The sequence below is a fragment of the Streptomyces sp. Ru62 genome (genome assembly GCF_002920615.1).
Taxonomy (GTDB): domain Bacteria; phylum Actinomycetota; class Actinomycetes; order Streptomycetales; family Streptomycetaceae; genus Streptomyces.
This window is the reverse complement of the sequence record NZ_PQSU01000047.1, coordinates 25,654-47,296: the sequence shown is the minus strand read 5'-3', so window position 1 is coordinate 47,296 and position 21,643 is coordinate 25,654. Positions and strand designations below refer to the sequence as shown.

The following is a 21,643-nucleotide window of genomic DNA, read 5'->3' as shown; positions in this document are numbered from 1 at the left end:
CGTTTTCCCTGTTCAGGAGCGGTCTGGGTGAGTGTAGAGGGCTGATGGCCGGCCTGTGATCTCTTTCCCGGGCCTCCCCTCGATCGTGTGCAGCCGCCGCTGATAGTGGCAGCAGTCCGGGCAGCCTCCCGACGTGATCGACGAGCGTGCAGTTGAGATCTGGAACGACGAACTCGAGGAACTGCTCCTGCGTACCGGCCACCGCTTCAGGCGCGTCGAGCCGCGCCGCCGGATGCGTGACTACATCCGCGGACTACTGGGCCCGGTCGGCCGCAAAAATGGCTGGCAGCTGGCCGAATACGCCGGACACCGCACCCCCGACCGCCTCCAGCGGCTCCTCAACGGCGCCCGCTGGGACGCCGACGAACTCCGCGACGACCTCCAGCACTACGTAGCCGAACGGCTCGGCGAGCCCGACGGCATCCTCATCCTCGACGACACCGGATTCCTCAAGAAGGGCACCACCTCGGCCGGCGTGCAGCGCCAGTACTCCGGCACCGCCGGCCGCACCGAGAACTGCCAGATCGGCGTGTTCGCCGCCTACGCCACCACACGCGGACGCGCCCTGGTGGACCGCGAGTTGTACCTGCCCAAGTCCTGGACCGACGACCGCGACCGCTGCCGCGCCGCCCATATCCCCGAGCAGCGGACCTTCGCCACCAAACCCGACCTGGCCAAGGCCATGGTGCTGCGGGCTATCGCCTCGCCGCTGCCGATCGCCTGGGTGACCGCGGACGCGGCCTACGGCCAGGAGTGGCGGCTGCGCCGCATGCTGGAGGAGACCGGCCTGGGCTATGTCCTCGCGGTCCCCAAGTCACAGCAGGTGCCGAACTTCGGACGCATCGATCACCTCTTCTCCCAGGCCCCCGGCGAAGCGTGGGAGCGACGTTAGTGCGGGAACGGCGCGAAGGGCCCACGCGTCTACCACTGGGCGGCCCTGCAGATCACGGCCATCGAGGACTTCGACGGCGAGATGCCCACCCACCAGCGGTGGGCACTGGCCCGACGCAGCATCAGCAAGCCCGACGAGATCGCCTACTACCTCGCCTACGCACCACTCGGCACCACGGTCGAGCACCTGGTCCGTGTCGCCGGGACGCGCTGGGCCATCGAGGAAGCCTTCCAGGCCGCCAAGAACGAGTGCGGCCTCGACCAGTACGAAGTCCGCCGCTACACCGGCTGGATGCGGCACATCACCCTGGCCATACTGGCGCATGCCTTCCTGGCCGTCATGGCCGCCGACGCCGCGGCAAAAGGGGCAGCAGAAACGGTTCCTGCCTGGCGCCCCTCACCGTGGCAGAAGTTCGGCGGCTCCTGGCAACTGGCCACCCACCCCTCGCCGTTCACCAGCACCTCATCAGCGCACGCGCACTGAGATGGTCACACTGGCGCAGACGACGCCAAGCCGTCGCCCGCCGCTGCCACTATCAGCGGCGGCTGCACACGGTCGAGGGGAGGCCCGGGAAAGAGATCACAGGCCGGCCATCAGCCCTCTACACTCACCCAGACCGCTCCTGAACAGGGAAAACGTCAAAGTGCTGCTGGAGTACTAGTACTGCAACGGTGTTTGCCGTGACTGGTGGCCAGGTTGGTCGTTGGTGTGGTTATGGATGGGGACCTTGCTGATGTCAGGGTGTGGGCGGGTGAACTGGAAGCCGTGCATGAGCGGTTTGTGCACCGTTTCAGCAGATCGGAGCCCCGGGAGTCGGCAACATCAACGCGGCCGGACGGGCGGCCGGGCCGCCCCCCATGGGTGATCCGAGCCGCCCCGTGCCGTCGATCGGCATGTGGAGGAGGGCAGGGCGGGTCGGGACTCGGCGCACCCGCTACCGGGCGTGCCACTCCCTGGCGCTGGCCGCGTAGACCGTGCGGCGGGCGCGGTTGAGGTTGCCGAGGGGGCGGAACTTTGCCGGGGCGTGCCAAGGGTTGAAGGCGAGAGTGTCGACGTGGTCGCGGGTGGCCCGGCCCTTCGCGTCGAGGGTGTTCTGGGCGGGAATCGTCAGGGTGGCCACGGCGAGCCAGGGCGAATCGCTCTCCTTCCATTCGACCGCCCCGTCCTCGATCGGTGTCAGCCTCTCGCTGACGTACTTCTGGATGTGCAGGGCGAACCGGACCGACGCGTCGCTCAGCCGGGCGGCGAAGTCGGCCTGGAGGCCGTCGACCGGGTCCGGCGGCGGGTTGGACGCCGGGGCGGGGCCGTCGAGTGGGCCGAGTGGGCTGAGGCGGAACCTGACGGGGCCTGTGTCGCCCCACAGGACGGCCCCGCGGCTCCAGTAGGACTCCAGGGCCAGGCCGGGCGAGGGACGGTTGGCCTGCCTGAGGTTGCGGAGGACGCGAGTGGTCTCCGAAGGGCCGAGCCTCGCCAGCATGCGGGGCAGGACCAGGGGTTTGGGTCCGGCGCCGATCCTCGCGATCTCCACGAACTGGGTGGCGTCGCGGGCGTGGGAGACTGGATAGCTGGTCATGAGGAGGTCGTGTTCGCCGCCACCGGGGAGAGTCAGCTTCAGTGCCGCGCCGCGGAGGTCGGGGCTGCTGTCGGGCCGGACGGTGCCGCTGGCGTTGGACAGCCGGACGACGGCCGGCAGCCGGGCCCCGGCGGTGAAGTCTCCGGCCCACAGGTCGGCGGGCAGATCGGTCCGGAAGGCGATTTCGGCGTTGTCCACACCGACGACGATCTTGGCGTGGAACGTGCGGCGGGAGACCTGCGTGCCGGATTTCCGCTTGTTGGTCCGCTGGACGCTGACGATGATGTCCGCCAGGTCACGGAAGTGGGCCTCCTCGGCCTCCGGTGAGCCGCCGTGGTAGATCTCGCGCCAGTCGCCGGGCGTCGCGTCCGGTGCGTTCGGCGGGGAATCGTGGCTGTCTGTCATGGGGCGTCTCCTCCGTCGACCGGGCGGCCGTTCAGATGATTCGGGCGTTGTGGGTGGCGCTGTCGATGACGTCGTCGAGGCGGCCGGCGAGGATCTGCCGTGCCGCGCTGAGCGTGAATCCGGCGGCTGTGCCGGCGGGGACGTGTGCGGGGACCGCGAGGGCGTAGGGGTCGACGAGGACGTCGACGACGACCGGGCCGCCGGTGTGGGACAGCGCGGCCGCGAGGCCGTCCGCCACGTCGGCGGGGTCTTCGATGCGGATGCCCTTGGCGCCCATGGCCTCGGCGACGGCGGCGAAGTCCGGGTTGGCGAAGTCGGTCCCGAACGGGACCAAGCCGGCTTCCTGTTGCTCGATCTTGACGAAGTCCAGGCCGCTGTTGTTCAGCACGATGTGGACGACGGGCAGTCGGCGCTGTACCTCCGTGAGCAGGTCGCCGAGTGCGAGCATGGTGAACCCGCCGTCGCCGCACAGCGCGATCGTCTGTCGTCCGGGAAAGGCCAGTTGCGCTCCGAACGCGCCGGGTGAAGCGGTGGCCATAGATGCCCACGAGAACGATCCGAACAGCCGCCTCTGCGGCCCGTACCTGATGTGCCGGGCCGCCCAGATGACAGGGGTGCCGGTGTCCGCGAAGAACAGCGCGTCCTCGTCGGCGAGGTCGCTGAGGACGGTGGCGAGGTACTCCGGCCTGATGGGTCTGATCCACGGCCCTTTCTCCGCGTAGTGCCGCATCCTGCGGTGGAACCGCTCGGTCTCCTCCACACAGCGGGCCAGGAACCCGCCGTCGGACCTCGGTGCGACCAGTGGCAGCAGCGCGGCCACGGTCGCCCGTACGTCGCCTGCCACGGCCAGGTCGACCGGTACGCGTCTGCCGAGCCGCTCCGGTTCGTGGTCGACCTGGATGATCCTGGTCCCGCCGTGTGGCAAGAAGCTGCTGAACGGGAAGTCGGTGCCGAGCATCAGCAGCACGTCCGCGTGCTGCAGCGCGTGATGGCAGCCGCCGTAGCCGAGGAGACCGGTCATGCCGACCGCGTTCGCGTTGTCGTGTTCGAGGAACTGCTTGCCCTTGAGGGAGTAGCCGACCGGTGCGCCAAGTTTTCCGGCCAGCGCCGTCACCTCCGCGTGCGCCCCGGCGCAGCCCTGGCCGCCGAAGACCGCCACCGTGCCCGCCGCGTTGATCAGCTCGGCCATGGCGGCGAGGTCCTCCGCTCCGGCCGGTGTGCGGACCGGCCGGGGCAGCCGGATCTCGTAGCGGTCCTTCGGTGCGCGGGCCGCCGCGATGTCACCGGGCAGTGCGACGACCGCGGGGCCGCCCCGGGTCACCGCGGCCGTCACCGCCGAGGTCACGACGGTGCGGAGCTGGCCGGGATTGACCAGCCGGCCCACGTAGACCGCCGCGGACGCGAAGAACCGGTACGGGTTCAGCTCCTCGACGGTATCGCTGTCCATCAGGCCGGTTTCGGTGTCGCCGGCCAGGACGATGACGGGCACCTTCTCCTTCAAGGCGTCCAGCATGCCGTTGATCAGGTGTGCCACCCCTGGGCCTGCCGTCCCGCACACGGCTACCGGATGCCCCGTCAGTTTCGCCTCCGCGACCGCGGCGAAGACGCCGAACTCCTCGTTGCGCACGTGCACGAAGTCGACCTGGCCATTGCGGCGCATCGCGTCCACCACCGGGTTCAGTGCGTCGCCGACGATGCCGTAGCAGCGCCGTACACCCGCGCTGACCAGCATCTCCCACAGGCCGTCGGCCACCGTTTTCGACATGGAGGTGTCTCCGCTCTCAGCCGTTCTCAGCAGGGTCAGCTGTGTCAGCCGTCTCGTCGGGTTCGAGGTCGGGGCGGGTTCGGGGTCGGACCCCGACCCGGATCGGGGTCCAGTCAGCGGGTTTCGCCGGGCGTGGCGTCGAGGACTCCGGCGCGCGGGCTCAGTGCCCAGTCGAGGGCGAAGTCGGCGACGGCCTCCCAGCCGGGCTCGCCGCAGGTGAAGTGGTCGCGGCCGTCGAAGACGGTGTGGGCGGTGACCGCCGTCGAGTGCTTCGCGTTCTTCTCGTAGTTCTGCCGCTGGACGACCGGGGGCAGGATGTGGTCGCTGCCGCCGGAGACGAACAGCAGCGGCGCCCGGTCACCGTCGGCGAAGTCGAAGGTCGTGGTCGCGTGCGGGGTGACGGCCGCGAGGCCGCCCTGGAAGAGGATGCGGGCCGGCGTCGGCACGGCGTAACGGTCGTAGGCCCGCCGGGAGGCGTCCTCGTCCAGGGTGTTGGTGAAGGCGTAGTGGAACTGCTCGGCCGTCAGGGGGACGGCCCGGTGTGCGTTCGCCGGGTTCTTCAGGACCGGCAGGACCGAGCGGAGCTCCGAGAACGGCATCGCGTTCACGCCCTTGACCGCGGCGCCGTCGATCGACACTCCGGCCGCCCCGAGCCCGGCGCCCACCAGGAGCTGGGCGAACGTCCCACCGAACGAGTGCCCCATGATGATCGGCGGGGAGTCGAGTTTCCCGATGACGGCGGTGAGATGATCCAGCACCTCGCGCACCCCGACACCGGCGATCGCCGAGGCGTCCTCGCGGAGCGCCGCCACCCCGGCCTCCCCCGGCTCGATCCCCGGGTATCCGGGCGTGAGCACGGTGAAGCCCCGCTCCTCGTACCGGGCCGCCCAGTGCTCCCAGGCGAGCGGCGTCATCCACAGGCCGTGGATCAGGACGATCGTGTTCGGTGCAGAAGTCATGCCCGCATCCCTCCGTCGCTACGGCAGCCGTCAGGGCGCACGCCCGGCCGGTTCTGACCTGCCGCCGTCAGCGTGACACCGCTCGCGCTGTGCACGGGGCCAAGGATTCGACCGGCTGTTGTGCACCGCGACACCCCCTGACGGCAGCTGAGTCGAAGGTGCCGACCGCAAGCGGTGCCGGGGCGCGTCTTCGTCCGACACCGGCCGCCCGGAACCTGTTCCGGGGCCGGGCCCCGTCGGTGCACCCGGCGGCCGCCGCCGGCTCTCACTCGGGCCGGCCCAGGGTGTCGCCGCCTGTCGTGTCTCTCCAGACGACGGCCAGCCGGGCGAGTTCGCGGTGTGCGTGCCGGTCGAGGTCGAGACCGGTCAGCTTCTCGATCCGGTTGATGCGGTAGAGCAGGGTGTTGCGGTGGGCCGGGAGCGCTGCCGCTGCGGCGGTCCGGTTGAAGCCGTGCGCGGCCAGGCACCGCAGCGTCTGCGACAACGTCCCGGAGGGGTCCTCGGCGTCCAGCCGGCCGAGGACCCGCCGCACGATGTCCTCGGCCAGCCGGGGTGAGTTGGCGAGCATGAGCTCCGTCAGGAAGTCGTCAGGGCGGATCCGTCCCCGGCGTCCGGCCCGGCCCGCCAGGGTGACCAGGTCGTGCAGGTTGCCGACCGCTTCCGCGAGCCCGGCGGCGCCGGTGGCCGACTCGGCGGCGAGGATCAGCCTGCTGTCGGCGAGGAAGCCCGCCCAGTCGAAGCCCGGACCGGTCAGCCCGGCGACGCGGTGCCCCTGTGTGCAGGCGAGTGCGCCCGCGGACCGCAGACGCGCCGCCAGGCCGGCGTGCGCGGCGGCCGAGCCGCCGTCGATCGCGGCGACGAACGGGCAGTGGGGGCCGGCGAGGTCGAAGCCCAGCCGCTCCGCCCGGTCGAGGTCCTCGATGGTCGTCGCCGACCGGGCGCAGATCCGGGCGAACAGAGTCGCCGCCCGGGAGTCGCCGTCGGCGGACGGCAGGTCCCGCTGGTCGGCGAACGCCCGCGTGACGGTCGTCAGGGCCATGTCGAGGAACGCCCACGGCACCTCCAGGTGAGGCGGCGGCCAGGCACCGCCCTCGGGCGGGCCGGCCTCCGTCACGGTGCTCCGCACCGCCCGCGCCACACCGCAGCAGGCACGGATCGCGTCCGCCACGGTGAGGTCGTGCCGCGCCGCCTCGCGCGCCGCCTCGTACAGGTCCGACAGCACGTCCCCGCCGGGCTCCTGTCCGCTCAGCAGCCAGTTCCTGACCAGTTCCAGGCTGCGGCGGATGATGTCCTCCATGGCTTCCGCCTGGGAGCCGTGGCCAGGTATTCGTCCGGCTGGGGTGTCGCTCAGATCGCGGGCCAACTGCCGTGCCAGCGCCTCGCTGTCCAGGTCCTGGAGTACGCCGGGCAGCCGCCCGGCCACCGCGGGCCCGACGCCGGCCCGGGGCGTGGCGTACATGGTTGTTACCTTCCAGATGCTCGGTGCGGTCCGGTTCTCGCCGGTGCACGGGGGGCAGCCGCCGCATGGGCAGCCGGTGGCGGCCGGCGCACAGGGATGTCCGGTGCGGCCGGTGCGCCGGGGGGCGACGACCGGTGGACGGGGGTGTGGCCGCTGCCGTGGTCACCGTCGGCCCTGGTGTTGTTGGCGCCCGTCGGGCACGGGCCGTCGGCGCGAGACCGCTACAGCATGTCCGGCGGCGGGAGCAGGAAGTTCCATGCGCTCAACACCCCGCTGACGAACGCCACGAGCGAGGCGGGCAGCAGCAGGTAGAGCCCGGCGGACCCGCTAGACGCCAGGACGGCTCCGCCGGCCACGAACAGCAGCATCACGACGATGCTGGTGTCACGGCGGTCGAAGAGGCCGGTCAGCCGCTTGTCGGCGGTGACCGGACGGCGCCTGCGTCGCCCGATGGCCAGCAGGCTCAGGCCCCCGGCCAGCCCGGCGGCCATGAGCTCGGCGCCCAGGGCCCAGTCGGCCTGGCGGGGCACCAGCAGAAGCGTCGCCATGACCAGCGGCGCAAGGAACAGCACGAGGGTCTGCGCCGCGATCGCACGCAGCACCGGGTGTCTGGCGATCCTGTTGGCGTTGAGGGAAACCGCGACGAACAACAGGCCGGTGAGGGCACCGCTGGCGCCTCCGGTCATCACGCCGAAGCTTTCCCAGTCAACGGGACCGGCCATGTCCTCGCACTCTCCGCCTAGGCAACTGGAACAGGTCTTTCCGGACAGCTTCCGCGACGCTCCGGCACTGCCCCGGTGGCCACTGCCCGCAGGGGCCGCACCGGAACCGCGGCCGGTGTCCGGCGCGTGACCGACACCGGTACGGGATCCCCACCAGAAGCGCGTTCTGTCCGCTCCATTGAACGCCCTTCCGCCCTGTGCGAGGGCACGAAGGCCCGGTGGGTTTTTGGGAGCTCGCCCAACGAGAGCGCCGATAGCTTCGCGGCATGAACAAAAGCCCCGTCGCCCGCCTGGGCGGCTCCTGGACCTGGCATCTGCTCTTCGGGCTGGTCTCGATCGTCACCGGCGTCGTATCCGTGGCGTGGCCAGGTCCGACCCTCGTCGTTCTCGCGGTGGTCTTCGGTTCGCAGATGATCGCCACCGGGGTCTTCCGGCTGGTGGGATCGGCGAGCATGGGGGAGACCGGTAGCGCCCGCACCCTCACCGCGGTCCTCGGCGTGGTGAGCCTGCTGCTCGGGCTGTACGTGGTCCGGCACGTTCTGATCACGGTGCTCGCGCTGGGGCTGCTGCTCGGCGTCTACTGGATCGTGGACGGTTTCACCGCCGTGTTCGCGGCCGTCGACCATCCCGGCCTGCCCGGACGGGCATGGAACGTCTTCATCGGGCTGCTCGGTGTCCTGGCCGGCCTGACGCTGCTGGTCTGGCCGGGGCTGTCGCTGCTGACGCTGTCCTTCCTGGCCGGGCTGTGGCTGATCATGCTCGGTGCCATGCAGCTCGGCCTGGCACGCCGGATCCGGGGCATCGCCCGTCCGGCCTGACCCCGTCCGCTGTGGGGTTGGTCCGCCGCCCGGCCGGACGGGTCCCCGGTGGAGAGACAGGACCTAGTCGAAGGTGTCCGGCCGCCCCGAGGGCGACTGCAGGGCCGCAGCGACGGTCTCCCAGGTGACCGCGAGCAGCACGAGGGTGCGGTCCCGCTGGTCCTTGAGCGACAGACCGGTCAGCTTCTCGATCCGGCCCATCCGGTACAGCAGCGTGTTGCGGTGCACCGGCAGCGCGGCCGCGGCCGTCGTGCTGTCGAAGCCGTGGACGGCGAGGCACCGCAGGGTGTCCGCCAGATCCACGGCTTCGGCCTGCTCCAGCGGACCGAAGACCCGCCGGACGATCCGGTCGGAGGCTTCCGGCGAGTCGGCCAGCAGCAATTCGGGCAGGTAGTCGTCGGCGTGTATCCGGCCCCGACGTCCCGAGCGGGCCGCGATCGCGAGCAACGCGCGCAGGCTGTCGACCGCCGCGCCGAGCCGGTCGCGGGCCAGTGGCGGGTCCTGGGCCAGGATCAGCCGGGGGTCGTCGAGAAACGCCTGCCAGCCGAACCCGGGCGGTGTCAGTCCGGTCACCCGGACCCCCTCGGTGAAGGCGAGAGCCCCTGCTGTGCGCAGCCGCGACGCGAGATCGGCGTGCGAGCCGACCGTGGCCCCGGCCAGCAGCCCGGTGAAGGGGCGGTACGGTTCCGCCAGGTCGAACCCGAGCCGGGCAGCCCGGTCCTGGTCCTCGACCGTGACCGGCAGCCGCGCGCACAACCGGTCGAACAGGGCTCGGGCGCGCCGGTCTCCGGCTGTGGACGGCACGTCCTGCTGGTCGGCGTAGGCCCGCGCGAACACGTCCACGACCATGTCGAGGTAGTCCTCCAGACAGCCCCAGACCGTGTCCCACTCCGCGACGAGCACCGCCCGGTCCTCGTCGTCCGCCAGGTCGAGCAGTGCCTCCCAGAGCATCCGCGCACCACGGCGGTAGACCAGGATGCTGTCCTCGATCGGCTGGCCGGCGACGGCTCGGGCGCGCAGGAACTCATGCAGTTCGGACCGGAGGTAACTGTCCGGCGGGATCCCGTTGACCATCCAGCGCAGTATGAGGTCGACGTTCCAGCGCACCACGGCCGTCCGGTCCACCGGCCACTCGAACGCGGTGTAGGCCGGCAACCGGCCGAACCCGGCCTCAATCCGGCGCACAACGACGCCGACGTCGAAGCGCTCCAGAACCCGCCGCAGTTCACCACCGCCTGAGGCACCGGCACTCGCACCCGTTCCGGACGGGGGAAGCACACTCACAGACCCGATCCTTCCACATCCCTACCTGAGCCCTCCGGGCTCCGTCGAGCCACCGCCGCCCAGAGGTCACGCCGGACTTCATGGCACTGTCAGGCCCAGTGCCGCCCTCTCGCGGAGTCGGGTGTCGACGGCCTGCCGCACGGCGGCGAAGCGGCCGTCCTGCCGGGTACCGGCCGCCAGGCCGCTCAGGGCGTGCGCGGTGTACGTGAATCCGTCCGCGGGTGTGGAACCGGGCACCCCGGTTGCCGAGGCTCACCGCGCTGACCTGTGACCATGGCAGGCGTTGGGTGCCCAGGGTTCACCATGACGATCGTGTCCGTGGTGAGTTCCAGGCGCAAGCGGAGGAGTCCCCACCAGGCGAAGAGGGCGAACGCCACCGCGACGGCCGTGGCGATTCCCGCGGAGCCGATTGACTGCCCGTCCGTGCGGGAGAGCGCGTCCGCGAGATCGGCCAGGGCGTCCCCATCCTGGCCGATCTCGCTTACCAGGGCGGTGGCCCCTGGGTGACCACCGGCATCAAACGCAGGCCCCTGCAGGAACTCACCCTCGCCGAGAAGACCGTCAACCGGGCCCTGGCGGCGGCACGGGCACCGGTCGAACGCGGCGTCGCACGCCGGAGTCCTGGCGGATCTTCCGCAGATTCCGCTGCAGCCCCAACCGCATGACGTCAATCGCCAAAGCCATCATCACTTTGGAGCGGCAAGGCTGAAGAAGCTCGCTGCATCACTCCGCGTGTCAGGGTCGGCTGTGATCACGGACAGCGGAGACAAGAGGGCTTTCATGGACGCACGGATGTGGGACGCGCTGCAGCGCAGCGAAGGGCGCGTATACCGCAGGTCTGGGCGAAGGTACGGTCCCGCGGCCGCTCATCATGCCGCTGGTGCGTGGCGAACTGGTCGGGATGATCTGGGCCCGCCCCCTCAAGGTCGGTCAGGACGCGCTCACCGGGATCGCGGAACTCTCGAACGTCGCCGCGGCGGCCCGCGCGGACGAGGTGGTCCTGGCCTGGGCGACTCACGACGTCGCCGCTGCCTTCGAGCTGCCGATCATCGGCCCGGCGCCGTGCCTGAACATGGTGCTCGCCACGCGCGACGGGCACGTCCTGCACCAGTTCCCCTACACCGAGCAGCTCCTGTCCCGCGGTTTCGAGGGCTGGGCTTCGGTCACCCCGGACTGCAGGCCGGTCCCCGCGCCGCAGCCCGGCGGCGAACTGCTGCCGCCGATCCAGGCCGCGGTGGACTTTTCCTTCACCCCGCTCGAGCTGGACCACCCCAACCCGTTCGGCGTCACCGTCGTCTTGATAGAAGAGGACGGCTACCCGGTACGCCTGACCGAAGCGTTCGCCCGCTGAGCACTTGGCACTGGCGGAAGCGGTCGCTGTACAGACGCGCGAACAGTTTGGCGTTGCCTCGGTCGGTCAGCTCGTCGGGCAACAGGCCTGCCGGGGGAACTCGTCGGACGCCCTCACTTCCTGCCTGCGCTGGCAGAAGCGTCTGGTCTCCGTGCACGCCGAGGTCGAGAGTCGTCTGACGGATCTGTTCGGCAGCGGCCACGGCATCGAAACGTGCCGACTCGGCACTGCTCATGAGCGTCCCTTGTGAAAGCCCGGGTCGAGAGGACCAGTAGGTACAGCTCTACGGGACCGAGGAGGCCAGCAAGAACAGCCGCCCGCCGAGCCAGGCAACCACGGCGGTGCCCCGGCCCCCTGCACGGACCGCTCCCCCGCAGACAGCCGACGGGCAGCCGCGCAAGGAAGACCGCCATCGCGCCGCGGCGGCCGCCGCGGCGCCCGGACTGTGTTCCACCGCTGGGAGTAGCCACCGCGGCCGAGCAGAAGGGCCCCGTCCGGCCCTTGCCGCCGCTCGGACGTCAGACGGCGCTGAACTCGTGGGCAGGGCCGCCGCGCCGCTCCACCCACTGCGAGTCGTCCAGGATGGCCTCGGGGGTCGGCGACGCCGGCGCCCTCGAGGAACACGACCAGGTCCTGGTCGCTGTAGGCGGTGCCGAGGCTCTCGTCGTGGCCGTGACTGTGCACGATGACTCTCCGGCCGCCCGAGCTGGAGGGCCGGTGCACGACGATCGGCGCACTGCTCACGCCCTCCCAGCGTGCCCCGGACCGGACGGGTGGGCGAGTCGGCCCCCCGGGACGGTCAGGAAGTGTCCTGTTGTGAAGACCTCGTAGCAACGCGCAGCAGACCAGTGCACACCGATGGCTCGCGGCTGCTGCGCCGCCGATGCCCTCCATCGCATCCAGGCGCCGGTGATGGTGTGGCTGCTCTGAGCACGCTCACCGGCCTTGAGGAGCGTGGTCCCCCCCGGCGGGCGGATCCTGCTCACACCGCGCGGGCACCGGTGTGCAGCCGTCCAGCCCGGCCAGTGAACATCGGGTCGGCCGCCGGCGTATGGACGCCCGCGTGGCGCGGCCCGGCTCCTACCCCGCGCCGCTGAGCCCCGCGCCGTTGCACGGACCCGGCAGGTCATGCTCAACGCGGCCGGGCGGGACGTGCTCGCTCGCAACATTCCTCGAGCGGCGCAGCCGTCGTCGGCCGCGCCGACGGCACGGTACGGCCGGGGCCGGCCTGGGGTCGCGCGGGATGAGAGCGGACCGGGAGGGGTGTGCTGGCGGGGCCGGCGCAGGACGGCGGTGGACTCGGCGGCGGCCGGGCGGTCCAGGACCGGCTGTCCGGGGGGCGGCGTGGCGGGGCACGGCGTGGCCGGGGGCGAAGTCGTGGGGCAGCGGGGGAGGCGACGGCGCCCGGCGCGGACCGGCGCGGGACCACGGGAAGCGGACCGGATGCGACAAAGCCCAGCTGGACCAGCTCGGGAGGCGCTGGTAGCCGGGCGCAGGGTCATGCGGCCTGGACGGCTTGCCGGGCACGGGCCAGCCGGCGCAGCTCGCAGCGCGCCGCCTGCACCGAGGGGGCGGTCTGCCAGTAGGGGTGCCACCACAGCCGTACGGACAGGCGCAGCAGGCGGCGGCGCAGGGCGGTGGTGTCGCGCGGGCCGGGTGCGGCGAGCGCTTGGTAGGTGGCGTTGAAGGCGGCTTGCGTCTGCACCAGGTCGTCGGGGAAGTCGGTCACGTCCATACCGGTATTAGAGCGGGTGTTCGATTTGCATGCCACATCGGACACGGCCCCGCGGGGCCGGCCGGCCGCCGGGGCGCCTTCTACGGACCCCTAGGTCACCGATGGCGCCGGCCGGGAGCCCACCCTGCCCGCAGTCCGGTCGGCTCCCCCGGTTCCGCACCCGGCGTCGCTCAGGAAGCCACCGTGCGGCCGACGGCTGCGCCGAGGAGCGCGGCACACCGCACGCACCTGTTTCCCGGCAGGGGTGGAAGGGGCGCGTTTTCCGGCCAGTACTCGCAGGTAGCGGTGGGTGAGGCCGGCCTGCATGGGCATGATCGGGGTTGTGTTACGCGAAGACGTTCCCGCTTGCGTGCGGTGGGAGATCCTGATGCACGAACGGTTCAGCCGCGTGTGGATCTGCAAGGACTTCGGCCGCGCGGTCACCGGCGCGGACCCCGCCGAACTGGGCCGGACCGTCCTCGCCGCGTACCTCGCCGGCCGCTCCATCCAGGGTGAGACGTTCCGCGTCGTCGTCCGCACCGACGACGGCAGCCAGCACGTCATCACCCCCGGCCAGCTCGCGGACCCCGGCTGGCAAGCGGATCCGGCGATCTGCCAGACACTGCCCGCCTACCTGCGCAACGCCCTGGCCTGACCCCGACGGATCCACCAGCGCGGGCGGATCGCCGGCCAGGGTCCGCGCCTTGGCAGGGCGGGGCAGAGCCTTCAGCACCCGGCCCGCTCCACCGACCGCGGACACCACGCGTACAAGCTCAACTGGTCAGAGCGAGGTGCCCGCTCATCGCGGCGGCACAGAAGGCCAGTGTCGCGACAGCGGCTACCGTCTGCGCCGCCACACTCAGCCGGTATCCCAGCCGGGACAAGCCGATCGCCGAGAGGAGTACCAGGCCCCCGAACCCTCCCACGCAGGCGAAAACCGGCGTCAGCGACACATGGGGGTCCGGCTCGAAAGAATTGAAGTCGGTCTGTGCCAGCCCCGTCAGCAGGGCGACGGTTCCGACGATGGCGTCCAGTAACCACAACAGAACGGCGAAGAGCGCATCTTCGCCCGTACTACGGCGGGCTGGTGCATGGTTGTCCATGGGTCAAGCCTCTGCCTGCACACCCGGCCGGGGCCTGAGTACACATACTCATGCCCTGCCCGTCGGTCATCGATTGCCAAGCCAGTGTTCCCGGTCCGGGCTGACCGCTGCGCCGGCAGGCCCGTCACGCCGCCGTGACACGCGACCCCGGACAACGCAGGGCTCAGGCGGCCGTGACGACCAGGGAGCACTCTCGACGGGGAGACCAGCCAGAGGCCCGGCCTGCCCGCCGAAGTTCTTCTGCCGCGCATAGGCGCCGGGCGTCCGAGAAGCCGGGGCCACACAGACACCATTTCTCTACCGGCAGTAGAGGAGCGGCGGTAGAGTCGGTGTATGGCAGCAGACGAGACGAGCATCAAGGTCAGCGCGGCCGCGCGGGACCGGCTGGCCCAGCTGGCGGCCGAGCACGGCACGACCATCCGGGCCCTGGTGGAGGACCTCGCGCAGGGCACCCCGACGAAGGCCGAGTACGCCGAGCGTGCCGAGCTGGCCCGCGCCGAGCTCGCCTCCGCCCTGGGCAGCGCGCCGAGCGAGGAGGCAGAGGCGAAGGCCCGCACCCTGCTGGAGCGCCTGGGCGCCACTGCGCACAACCCGCAGGCGGCCGCGTAGTGGGGGCGATCGCGGTCGTTTTGGACCACACGACCGCCGCGGCGCTGTACAACCCGAAGGACCCGTTCAACGAGGCGGTCGCCGCGTTCTACGTCCAGGCCTCCGGCGGACTCGGTGACCTGTACGCGCCGGTCCTGTCGCTCACGGCCGGGGACAGCGAGCGGCCGGGCCTGCTCAGCTACATCAAGGGCTTGCGGTTCATCCGGATCGAGGCGTTCGACACCGACGCCGCGGTCACCGCCACCGAACTGCTGCGCTTCGGGCACTCCTGGGCCACCATCCACGCCATCCACGCCGCCCGCCCCTCTCCCGCCCACCCGAGCGGCCGATTTCTGCTCACCCTGACGCCGAAGACGTACGCCGGCACCGGCGTCCAGGCCGTCCACCCCGGCCAGTAACCGGCTGGCGCACCGTCCGGCGGCGCTGCCCCGTACCAGGGCGCACGGCAAGAAGGGGCCGACCCCCAACCTCGCGGTCCTGACACACCCGAGGCAGGAGCGACGGTATCCGCCGGGCGGCGAAAACGCTGTCCGGGTGCCCGGTCAACGAGGAGCACACGGGGGGGCGTCCTGGTCCCTGGAGTCGATGACACCAGCAGGCTCACGCGTGCCCGTTTGGCTGTTGGACCCGCCGGGACTCGACCGCCCGGCGCCGCGCCGAACGTCCGGCGCGGCGGTGAGAGAGTGGCCGCATGTGCGGTCGATACGTTGCCACCCGCAGCCTGCAGGACCTGGCGCAGCTGTTCCATGCCGCCCAGTGGCCTACGACGGAGGCGCTCGCGCCGAGCTTGAACGTCGCGCCGACCGACGAGGTGTGGGCCGTCCTGGAACGCGCCCGGCGCGACGAGGGCGGTGGTGCGGCGCCGGTGAGGGAGCTGCGGCCGCTGCGCTGGAGCCTGGTGCCGTCCTGGGCGAAAGAGCCGAAGATCGGCGCGCGGATGATCAACGCCAGGGTGGAGACCGTCCATGAGAAACCGGCGTTCCGCCGTGCGTTCCGCACACGCCGCTGCCTGCTCCCGGCGGACGGCTTCTACGAGTGGCAGCCGGGTAAGGACCCGGTCACCGGCAAGGTGCGCAAGCAGCCGTTCTTCATCCACCCGGAGGACGGCCAGGTGATGGCGCTGGCCGGGCTGTACGAGTACTGGCGCGATCCGGCCGTCGCCCCAGACGACGACCCGGCCGCCTGGCTGATGACCTGCACCATCATCACCACCGAGGCCACCGACGCAGCCGGCCGCGTACACCCGCGCATGCCCCTCGCCCTCACCGAGGACCACTACCAGGCCTGGCTCGACCCCACGCATCAGGACCCGGACGAACTGCGGGCTCTCCTCGGCCAGCCCGCCGACGGGCAACTCGACGCTCGCCCCGTCTCCACGGCCGTCAACAACGTCCGCAACAACGGCCCCCAGCTCCTCGACCCGGTCAGCCTGTAACCGCAGCGAGGGTCGCACCGCGATGATGCAGGTAGCCGGACCGGCCACGGCATCGAGACGGCGGGCGGCATCCCCAAGCGGGGTGCCGCCCATTGGCTGTCCCAACCCTGTGGCCCCCGCCGGCCACAGCCGTGCTGTGTGGAGCCTCGGAAACGTCGTCGTGCACCGCATCGACGAGATCGTCCATGGCCTCTCCGGCCGGTCACTGGGTCAACGGACAGTCGACGTCGCCCCGAGATGCGGCAGGACGGTGGCAGACCCGGCCAGGCCGCACCGCGTCCGCACTGACGTCGACATGCTGCCGGGCTCAGGACCGGTCGCCAGTCCAGTCACAGAAGGCCGGCTCGCCCGTGCGCGGTTGCACATCGGCGAGCCGTCGGCGCCCAACTGCCTCTGCTCGGTGGAGAGTGCGACGCGGCGTCGACTTCGTCCTGCGTCCGGCCGGTAATGCCGAGGCAGGCGATCCAGGAGCACGCAGACCGGTTCTGCGTACGCTGCCGGCGGCCGACCTACTGCTGAACGCAGCCTGCGCACCGCATCGAGCCCGATCCGGGGTCCGTCAAAGCGTCATCGTCCAGGTTGTCGTCCGACCGGGCGCGGGCCGGCGCGTCATCTGATTACGCAGGTACGGGCAGTTCGAACCATACGGTTTTGCCTCTGCCGCTGGGCGAGTTGCCCCACGCAGAAGCCAGCGCGGAAACAATCATCAGCCCTCGGCCTCCTTCGGCTTCGTCTTCCTTGCGCGGCACCGTCACCGGCACTGCGCGGTGGGGATCGCTGTCCCGCACTTCTGTGCGGACCCGATCGGGATACCTGCGCACGACGACGTACACGTCGCTGTCCCCATGGACCAGACCGTTGGTGACGACTTCCGACACCAGCAGTTCTTGCTCATCGGCCATGTCGGACAGGTGCCACAGTTCCAGCCACTCTCTGAGCCGCCTGCGCGTGCGTTGCGCGCCCTGGAGGTCTCGACGATGGATCTTGAGTTGGCGTACTGTGCGCTGCGCCTCACTTGAGGGTCCTTCATAGCGGACTAGAAGGAGCGCCGCATCGTCGGCATGCTCGGCCTGCCGCCTCTTGAAATCACTCATTATCTGGTCACCGAGAGACTCGATATCCACGTCGCCCGCCACGACGGCCGCCAGCCTCTCGGAGACGGTTTCGCTCCCGGTACGGATCAGACCGTCCGTGAAACAGGCGAAGATCGTGTCAGGATTGCACGTCAACTCGGTGACCTCGTAACGCGCTTCTGGATCGATGCCAAGCGGCATCCCGATGCGGAGATCGTCCGGCGGAGGCATCATGCCTTCACCGGTGTGGACGAGCGGCAGCGGATGGCCGGCACTGGCGATCTGCGCCACGCCCGTATCAGGGTCCAGCCACACGCAACAGCAGGTGGCGAACAGGTCCGTGTCCAAGCCGATCAGGAGGTCGTTGGCCCGCTCGAGTACGACCCCAGGATCATGACCCTCGTTGGCATAGGCGCGAACGGCACTGTCGAGCTGCCCCATCACGACCGCGGCATCCGGATTGTGGCCCTCTACGTCACCGATCACCATGGCGACGCCTCCACTGGGAAGGATGAGCAGGTCGTACCAATCCCCACCCATTTCGATCCCACTTGTGGCACAGGCGTATCTGCCGGTGCTGACGACACCGGCAGGTTGTGGCAGCATCCTAGGCAGCAACGCCTGCTGCAGCTTCTCGACCAGTGCATGCCGGGCCTCGTGCAAGTGTGTACGCTCCACCGCTTGCGCCAGCACCGTGGCCAGAGCCGTGAGAGTGGGCTGCCGTGCAACGACGTCCTGATGCCGGTGTTCGAATGCCATGGACAGTGCGCCCACCGATCGGCCGCCGGCCAACAGGGGAAGTACCACCCAGACGCAAGCCTCATCCAATGCCTGCTCCGCCAGCCGGCCGTGAGTCCGGCGGTCGGTGGCGGCGTAGACCGCGCATCGCTGTCCGATGACAGCCTGAGTTTCCGGGGTGCTCTTCCGCAGCAAGGCCCCGTCCGCCTCACCGAGAAATTCCCTTGAACAACCGGCTGCGTCGGCTACGTGCAGCCGGTCTCCGTCTGTGAGGCTGATGACCGCAGCCCGGGCAGAGAACCCGCCCATCACTCTTTCCATGGCCAGTTCGATCGCTTCGCTCGTACGCTCGGCACCCCTCAGAAGCATGGCCAGCTTGTGTACGTGATAAATCAGGGGAACCGTGTGGGGTGTCAGGCTGTTCGCTGCAGTGTCGTCATCCTCGGCGGTTACGACGTATGGCACTACAGGGGGTTCCAGTGACGTACTCTGCTCGGCCAGCCGTTCGAAATCAGCCGCCAGGCCGGCCGCCTCCGCGACCAGTCGATCGATGTCCGCCTGCGTGATCCCGCTGCGAGAAATGGGCCAATAAGCGGTGACTACCCCGAATGTGCGCGCCTTGACGGAAATGGGTGCCGCAGCCGTCTGAAGCGGAAATGGCGCGAACACTGAAAGGTCTGGATGGACCGACACGACATCCAAGGATTGCGCCATGGCCACGGACTTCGTTCGCCAAGCTCGGGCCGAAGGGTATACGTCGTCATCGACCGAGACCCGTTCGACGGATCCCGTACCCAATGGAGTGACGGCTACCACTGCCGCGCGGAGCTCGGGCGCGTCGGAAGATGGGAGAAACACCGTCACTGCGGCCGCATCGACATCGCGCACCAACTTCCTGGCCGCTGTGAGCAAAAAGCCTTGCCTACCCCACTCGTCCGAGGGTACGTGCTGAGTACGGTTCCGGGATTCGATCGGATTCATCGTCTTGCCGCCTGGGCGCGTCGGTATCTCGTCCCAGCCTACTGCCGTCACTGCGAGTTCGCAGGCCAGACAGTGGTTGCCGGGTTAGTTCATATCGGCGGTTCAGCCGAAGTCGGCGTGTAGGCCGACCATTGCATCCAATCGCCGAACAGTCGGTCGCCTCGTCACGCCGAAATGTCCTGCTTGCATTCTGTCGCTGTCTTTCGATGGTGGCCCGGAGCCTTTCGAACTCCGGGCCACCATCGGCAAGGGGCGCGGCGGCGGTCAGGCTGTGACGGCGATCGGGCGCCAGTTCTGGGGGTCACGGATTCCGGCTGATGTGCGCCCGGAGCATTCCGTTGAGGGGTGGCGCGCAGTCCTTCACGCGGGTGCGGGCAGGGTGTCGAAAACGGACTCTACGTGACGTACCAGGTCCAGGAGCTCTCTGTCATGGCCATGTGCGCCGTCGATCTCCAGCCCGACGGGCAGGCCGTGAGCGGTCAGACCGATGGGAATGCTGATGCCAGGCAGACCCGCGCCACTGGTGGGAACGGTGTTCTTCGCGAGAAACAGGTCACTGACTTCTTCGCCCGCGACCCTGAAGTTCGTCCGGTGCTCGATCAGCGGTGCGGGACAGGGCGTCGTCGGAAAGAGCAGCGCATCGAACCCGTGCGTGAAGACCTTACCGAGCCGGCGCTGGAGTTCCGGGCGCTCGACGGACAGTGTCGCCTCGTAGGCCTCCTGCGACAGATATCCCTGCCCACTCGGCAGCACGAGATGGCTCCACACCTCTTTGAGCTCGGGCTTGAGTCCGTTGTAGATTTCATCGAAGGAAACCGGGAAGTCGTTCTGCCGGAGGAATTCCGTCACGGACTCCATCGTCTCACGGAAGAACAGGTTCCACGTCAACCTGTCCGCCAGCGGCGAGAAGTCCTCACCGAGATCGACCTCGACGACCTCGGCACCAGCATCCTGCAGACGCAGGAGCGCATTCTTGAAATGCGCTTCGGTCCCAGGATCGAGCAACTCCATGTACTGCCGGGGAGCATAAGCGAACCTCGCCCCCTGCAGACCGGACCGATGAGAACGGGGAGCTGCTGCATCCTTCATGACGACCTGGTCGATCAGCGCGCAGTCTTCCACGCTACGCGCCAGGACGCCTGTCGTGTCGAGCGTGTGCGAAATGGGCGCGACGCCACCCCTCGGCCACCGACCCGTGGTCGGCTTGAATCCCACCACCCCACACAGCGAGGCGGGAACCCTGATAGAACCGACCGTGTCGCCCCCCAGCGCCGCAGGCACGAGGCGGGCCGCGACAGATGCTCCGGAGCCACTCGAAGACCCTCCCGGCACATGGTCGTTGTTGTAGGGATTCTTCACCTGTCCATAGCGGCTGTTGTGTCCCGTCAGCCCGAACGACATCTCAACAAGGTTGATCTTGCCGAAGACGATACCGCCGGCGTCCTTGATCGAGCCGACCACGTCGGAGTCTTCTGTCGGCACGAAACCTCCCAGAGCCTCGACTCCCAGCGTTGTGCGAAGCCCACGTGTCGCGTAGCTGTCCTTCACCCCGATCGGAACGCCGAGGAAAGGAGCGCGGGAACCCGCCGCGCGCGCCTTGTCCGCATCCCTGGCCGCAGTAAGCACAGCGGATTCGTCTATCGTGATGAACGAATTGAGATCCGAATTCTCCCGCGCGCGCCGCAGAAGCGCTGCCGCGTACGACTCGGACGTGATGTCGCCGTCACGGATCGCGGCGGCCGCAGCAGCCACACCAAGTTCGGCCAGTTCGTCGTCCCCCGAAGCCGGCACCGCACCGACGGAGAATACCTCGTCCTGCATGATTACCTCTCTTGCTTTGGAAAGGCCGTCTGCCATTGACCGGCACATCGTTCTGTTAGCCGGCCGACGCCTTCTTTACATTGCGGTCATGATGTGGAATGTCATTCCGGACGATCTGAATAGACGCGTCCGGGCCGATGTACCCCGGACCGAGCCTTACCGGTCCTGCGCTACGCCTACGGAAAGGGCGGGCGGCACAGGAACATCCAGAACTCGCAGGAGGTCTACTACCTTGCGGTCCAGTTCCAGGCCCACGGCAGCGATGTCCGGTACATCGAAGCTGGCGAATCGGGTGCTGGGCTGGTCGACGGAGAACCGCGTGACGCCCCGCGCGTCCTGGTGAATCGTCGTGCGCAGCGGGGCGTAGAGCATCACCGCCGGGTCGTGCCTGTACATGCGCTCGGCGATCGTGTGGTTTCCCATCAGGTAGGTGGCGCAGCACCCGGGATTGCCCGCGAGCTGCATGGTCTCGCCCACATCGGTGCTCCAGAACCGCATGAATCCGTGCGGTGCGTTCTCCGCGGCGGCGGCGAGTACGGTCTCCCAGCTCGCCCGCTCGGCGCGGAGCTGCGCCATCCGGTCGAGGTCCAGTGCCGGCACAGCGGCTTCATACCGAGCCCTGAAATCCTCGAAGGACGTTCCGGTGTCGATCGACCACCGGACGACCTCGTGGGGAACTGCGACGAAGTTCTGAGTGGACATGCTTGTTCAACCTTTCCGATGTGTCAGTGGCTAGAAATGTTGTCCCTCCGGCCGCGGCCCGTGGACCAGCGGGCACCCGAGCCACCCGCGCAGGACTCCCCTGCGCCGCGCAGCTTGGGTCCGCGAGCCGCCGTACGCGGTCCGCTCGCGACGGCTATCGCGGTGGGCGGCAGGTCGGCGCGCCATGGCAGCCGAACCCACCGGCATCAGCGTCTACCTGTGGAGGTCGCGAAGCTCGG

Annotated in this window: 18 protein-coding genes and 2 pseudogenes; 9 read left to right on the top strand and 11 right to left on the bottom strand. The window is 69.6% G+C overall.

The genetic code is table 11. The annotated features are described in order from the left end of the window. Positions 1–136 precede the first annotated feature (136 nt). Positions 137–1,276: pseudogene (locus C3492_RS39875) on the top strand (IS701 family transposase); the annotation flags it as partial. 550 nt (positions 1,277–1,826) lie between these two features. On the opposite strand, the gene C3492_RS39865 reads toward C3492_RS39875, so the two are convergent. The 5 genes from C3492_RS39865 to C3492_RS39845 form a co-directional block, all read right to left on the bottom strand. Next, on the bottom strand, positions 1,827–2,870 hold the full coding sequence (locus C3492_RS39865) for a catalase (protein WP_103817490.1): 1,044 nt from the start codon (positions 2,868–2,870) through the stop codon (positions 1,827–1,829). Positions 2,871–2,901: 31 nt separating this feature from the next. Then, on the bottom strand, positions 2,902–4,635 hold the full coding sequence (locus tag C3492_RS39860) for a thiamine pyrophosphate-dependent enzyme (RefSeq protein ID WP_103817489.1): 1,734 nt from the start codon (positions 4,633–4,635) through the stop codon (positions 2,902–2,904). 113 nt (positions 4,636–4,748) lie between these two features. After that, positions 4,749–5,594 carry an alpha/beta hydrolase gene (locus C3492_RS39855; protein ID WP_103817488.1) on the bottom strand — a complete coding sequence of 282 codons (846 nt, stop codon included), beginning with the start codon at positions 5,592–5,594 and terminating at the stop codon, positions 4,749–4,751. 265 nt (positions 5,595–5,859) lie between these two features. After that, positions 5,860–7,053 (bottom strand): CdaR family transcriptional regulator, encoded by a 1,194-nt coding sequence (locus C3492_RS39850; RefSeq protein WP_103817487.1) that lies wholly within the window; start codon positions 7,051–7,053, stop codon positions 5,860–5,862. 221 nt (positions 7,054–7,274) lie between these two features. Next, positions 7,275–7,775 carry a hypothetical protein gene (locus tag C3492_RS39845; protein WP_103817486.1) on the bottom strand — a complete coding sequence of 167 codons (501 nt, stop codon included), beginning with the start codon at positions 7,773–7,775 and terminating at the stop codon, positions 7,275–7,277. A gap of 266 nt (positions 7,776–8,041) precedes the next feature. Here C3492_RS39845 and C3492_RS39840 point away from each other — a divergent pair, with 266 nt between their 5' ends. After that, a complete protein-coding gene (locus C3492_RS39840; protein WP_103817485.1) occupies positions 8,042–8,593 on the top strand; it encodes an HdeD family acid-resistance protein in 552 nt (183 codons plus the stop codon). A 63-nt stretch (positions 8,594–8,656) separates the two neighbouring features. On the opposite strand, the gene C3492_RS39835 is transcribed toward C3492_RS39840, so the two are convergent. Then, a complete protein-coding gene (locus C3492_RS39835; RefSeq protein ID WP_146075791.1) occupies positions 8,657–9,877 on the bottom strand; it encodes a CdaR family transcriptional regulator in 1,221 nt (406 codons plus the stop codon). A 452-nt stretch (positions 9,878–10,329) separates the two neighbouring features. Between C3492_RS39835 and C3492_RS39825 the strand changes: the two are divergent. The 3 genes and pseudogenes from C3492_RS39825 to C3492_RS44355 form a co-directional block, all read left to right on the top strand. After that, positions 10,330–10,586, top strand: a pseudogene (locus tag C3492_RS39825) (transposase family protein); the annotation flags it as partial. 162 nt (positions 10,587–10,748) lie between these two features. Continuing rightward, positions 10,749–11,228, top strand: coding sequence for a hypothetical protein (locus tag C3492_RS39820; protein ID WP_258056180.1), 480 nt, complete (start codon positions 10,749–10,751; stop codon positions 11,226–11,228). Between the two features lie 4 nt (positions 11,229–11,232). Then, positions 11,233–11,478 carry a hypothetical protein gene (locus C3492_RS44355; RefSeq protein ID WP_146075790.1) on the top strand — a complete coding sequence of 82 codons (246 nt, stop codon included), beginning with the start codon at positions 11,233–11,235 and terminating at the stop codon, positions 11,476–11,478. A 1,248-nt stretch (positions 11,479–12,726) separates the two neighbouring features. Here the strand turns inward: C3492_RS44355 and C3492_RS39810 are convergent. Further along, positions 12,727–12,963 carry a hypothetical protein gene (locus tag C3492_RS39810; protein WP_103817483.1) on the bottom strand — a complete coding sequence of 79 codons (237 nt, stop codon included), beginning with the start codon at positions 12,961–12,963 and terminating at the stop codon, positions 12,727–12,729. Between the two features lie 367 nt (positions 12,964–13,330). Between C3492_RS39810 and C3492_RS39805 the strand changes: the two genes are divergently transcribed. Beyond that, positions 13,331–13,597 carry a hypothetical protein gene (locus C3492_RS39805; RefSeq protein ID WP_146075789.1) on the top strand — a complete coding sequence of 89 codons (267 nt, stop codon included), beginning with the start codon at positions 13,331–13,333 and terminating at the stop codon, positions 13,595–13,597. Between the two features lie 118 nt (positions 13,598–13,715). Here C3492_RS39805 and C3492_RS39800 read toward each other — a convergent pair whose 3' ends face one another. Then, on the bottom strand, positions 13,716–14,045 hold the full coding sequence (locus C3492_RS39800; protein WP_103817481.1) for a DUF6234 family protein: 330 nt from the start codon (positions 14,043–14,045) through the stop codon (positions 13,716–13,718). Positions 14,046–14,378: 333 nt separating this feature from the next. Between C3492_RS39800 and C3492_RS39795 the strand changes: the two genes are divergently transcribed. The 3 genes from C3492_RS39795 to C3492_RS39785 all read left to right on the top strand — a co-directional run bounded on the left by C3492_RS39795 (position 14,379) and on the right by C3492_RS39785 (position 16,089). Beyond that, a complete protein-coding gene (locus tag C3492_RS39795) occupies positions 14,379–14,654 on the top strand; it encodes a hypothetical protein (protein WP_103817480.1) in 276 nt (91 codons plus the stop codon). Continuing rightward, the gene (locus tag C3492_RS39790) at positions 14,654–15,052 is read left to right on the top strand and encodes a hypothetical protein (RefSeq protein WP_103817479.1); all 399 of its coding nucleotides are present in this window, start codon (positions 14,654–14,656) and stop codon (positions 15,050–15,052) included. The genes C3492_RS39795 and C3492_RS39790 overlap by 1 nt, the downstream gene beginning before the upstream one ends. A 293-nt stretch (positions 15,053–15,345) precedes the next feature. After that, positions 15,346–16,089, top strand: coding sequence for an SOS response-associated peptidase (locus tag C3492_RS39785; protein ID WP_103817478.1), 744 nt, complete (start codon positions 15,346–15,348; stop codon positions 16,087–16,089). 617 nt (positions 16,090–16,706) lie between these two features. On the opposite strand, the gene C3492_RS39780 is transcribed toward C3492_RS39785, so the two are convergent. The 3 genes from C3492_RS39780 to C3492_RS39770 all read right to left on the bottom strand — a co-directional run bounded on the left by C3492_RS39780 (position 16,707) and on the right by C3492_RS39770 (position 21,404). Then, positions 16,707–18,614 (bottom strand): SpoIIE family protein phosphatase, encoded by a 1,908-nt coding sequence (locus tag C3492_RS39780; protein ID WP_258056181.1) that lies wholly within the window; start codon positions 18,612–18,614, stop codon positions 16,707–16,709. A 627-nt stretch (positions 18,615–19,241) separates the two neighbouring features. Continuing rightward, positions 19,242–20,702 (bottom strand): amidase family protein, encoded by a 1,461-nt coding sequence (locus C3492_RS39775; RefSeq protein ID WP_103817476.1) that lies wholly within the window; start codon positions 20,700–20,702, stop codon positions 19,242–19,244. 156 nt (positions 20,703–20,858) lie between these two features. After that, entirely contained in the window at positions 20,859–21,404 is a 546-nt protein-coding gene (locus C3492_RS39770; RefSeq protein ID WP_103817475.1) for a DUF302 domain-containing protein, read from the bottom strand. Positions 21,405–21,643: the final 239 nt, after the last annotated feature.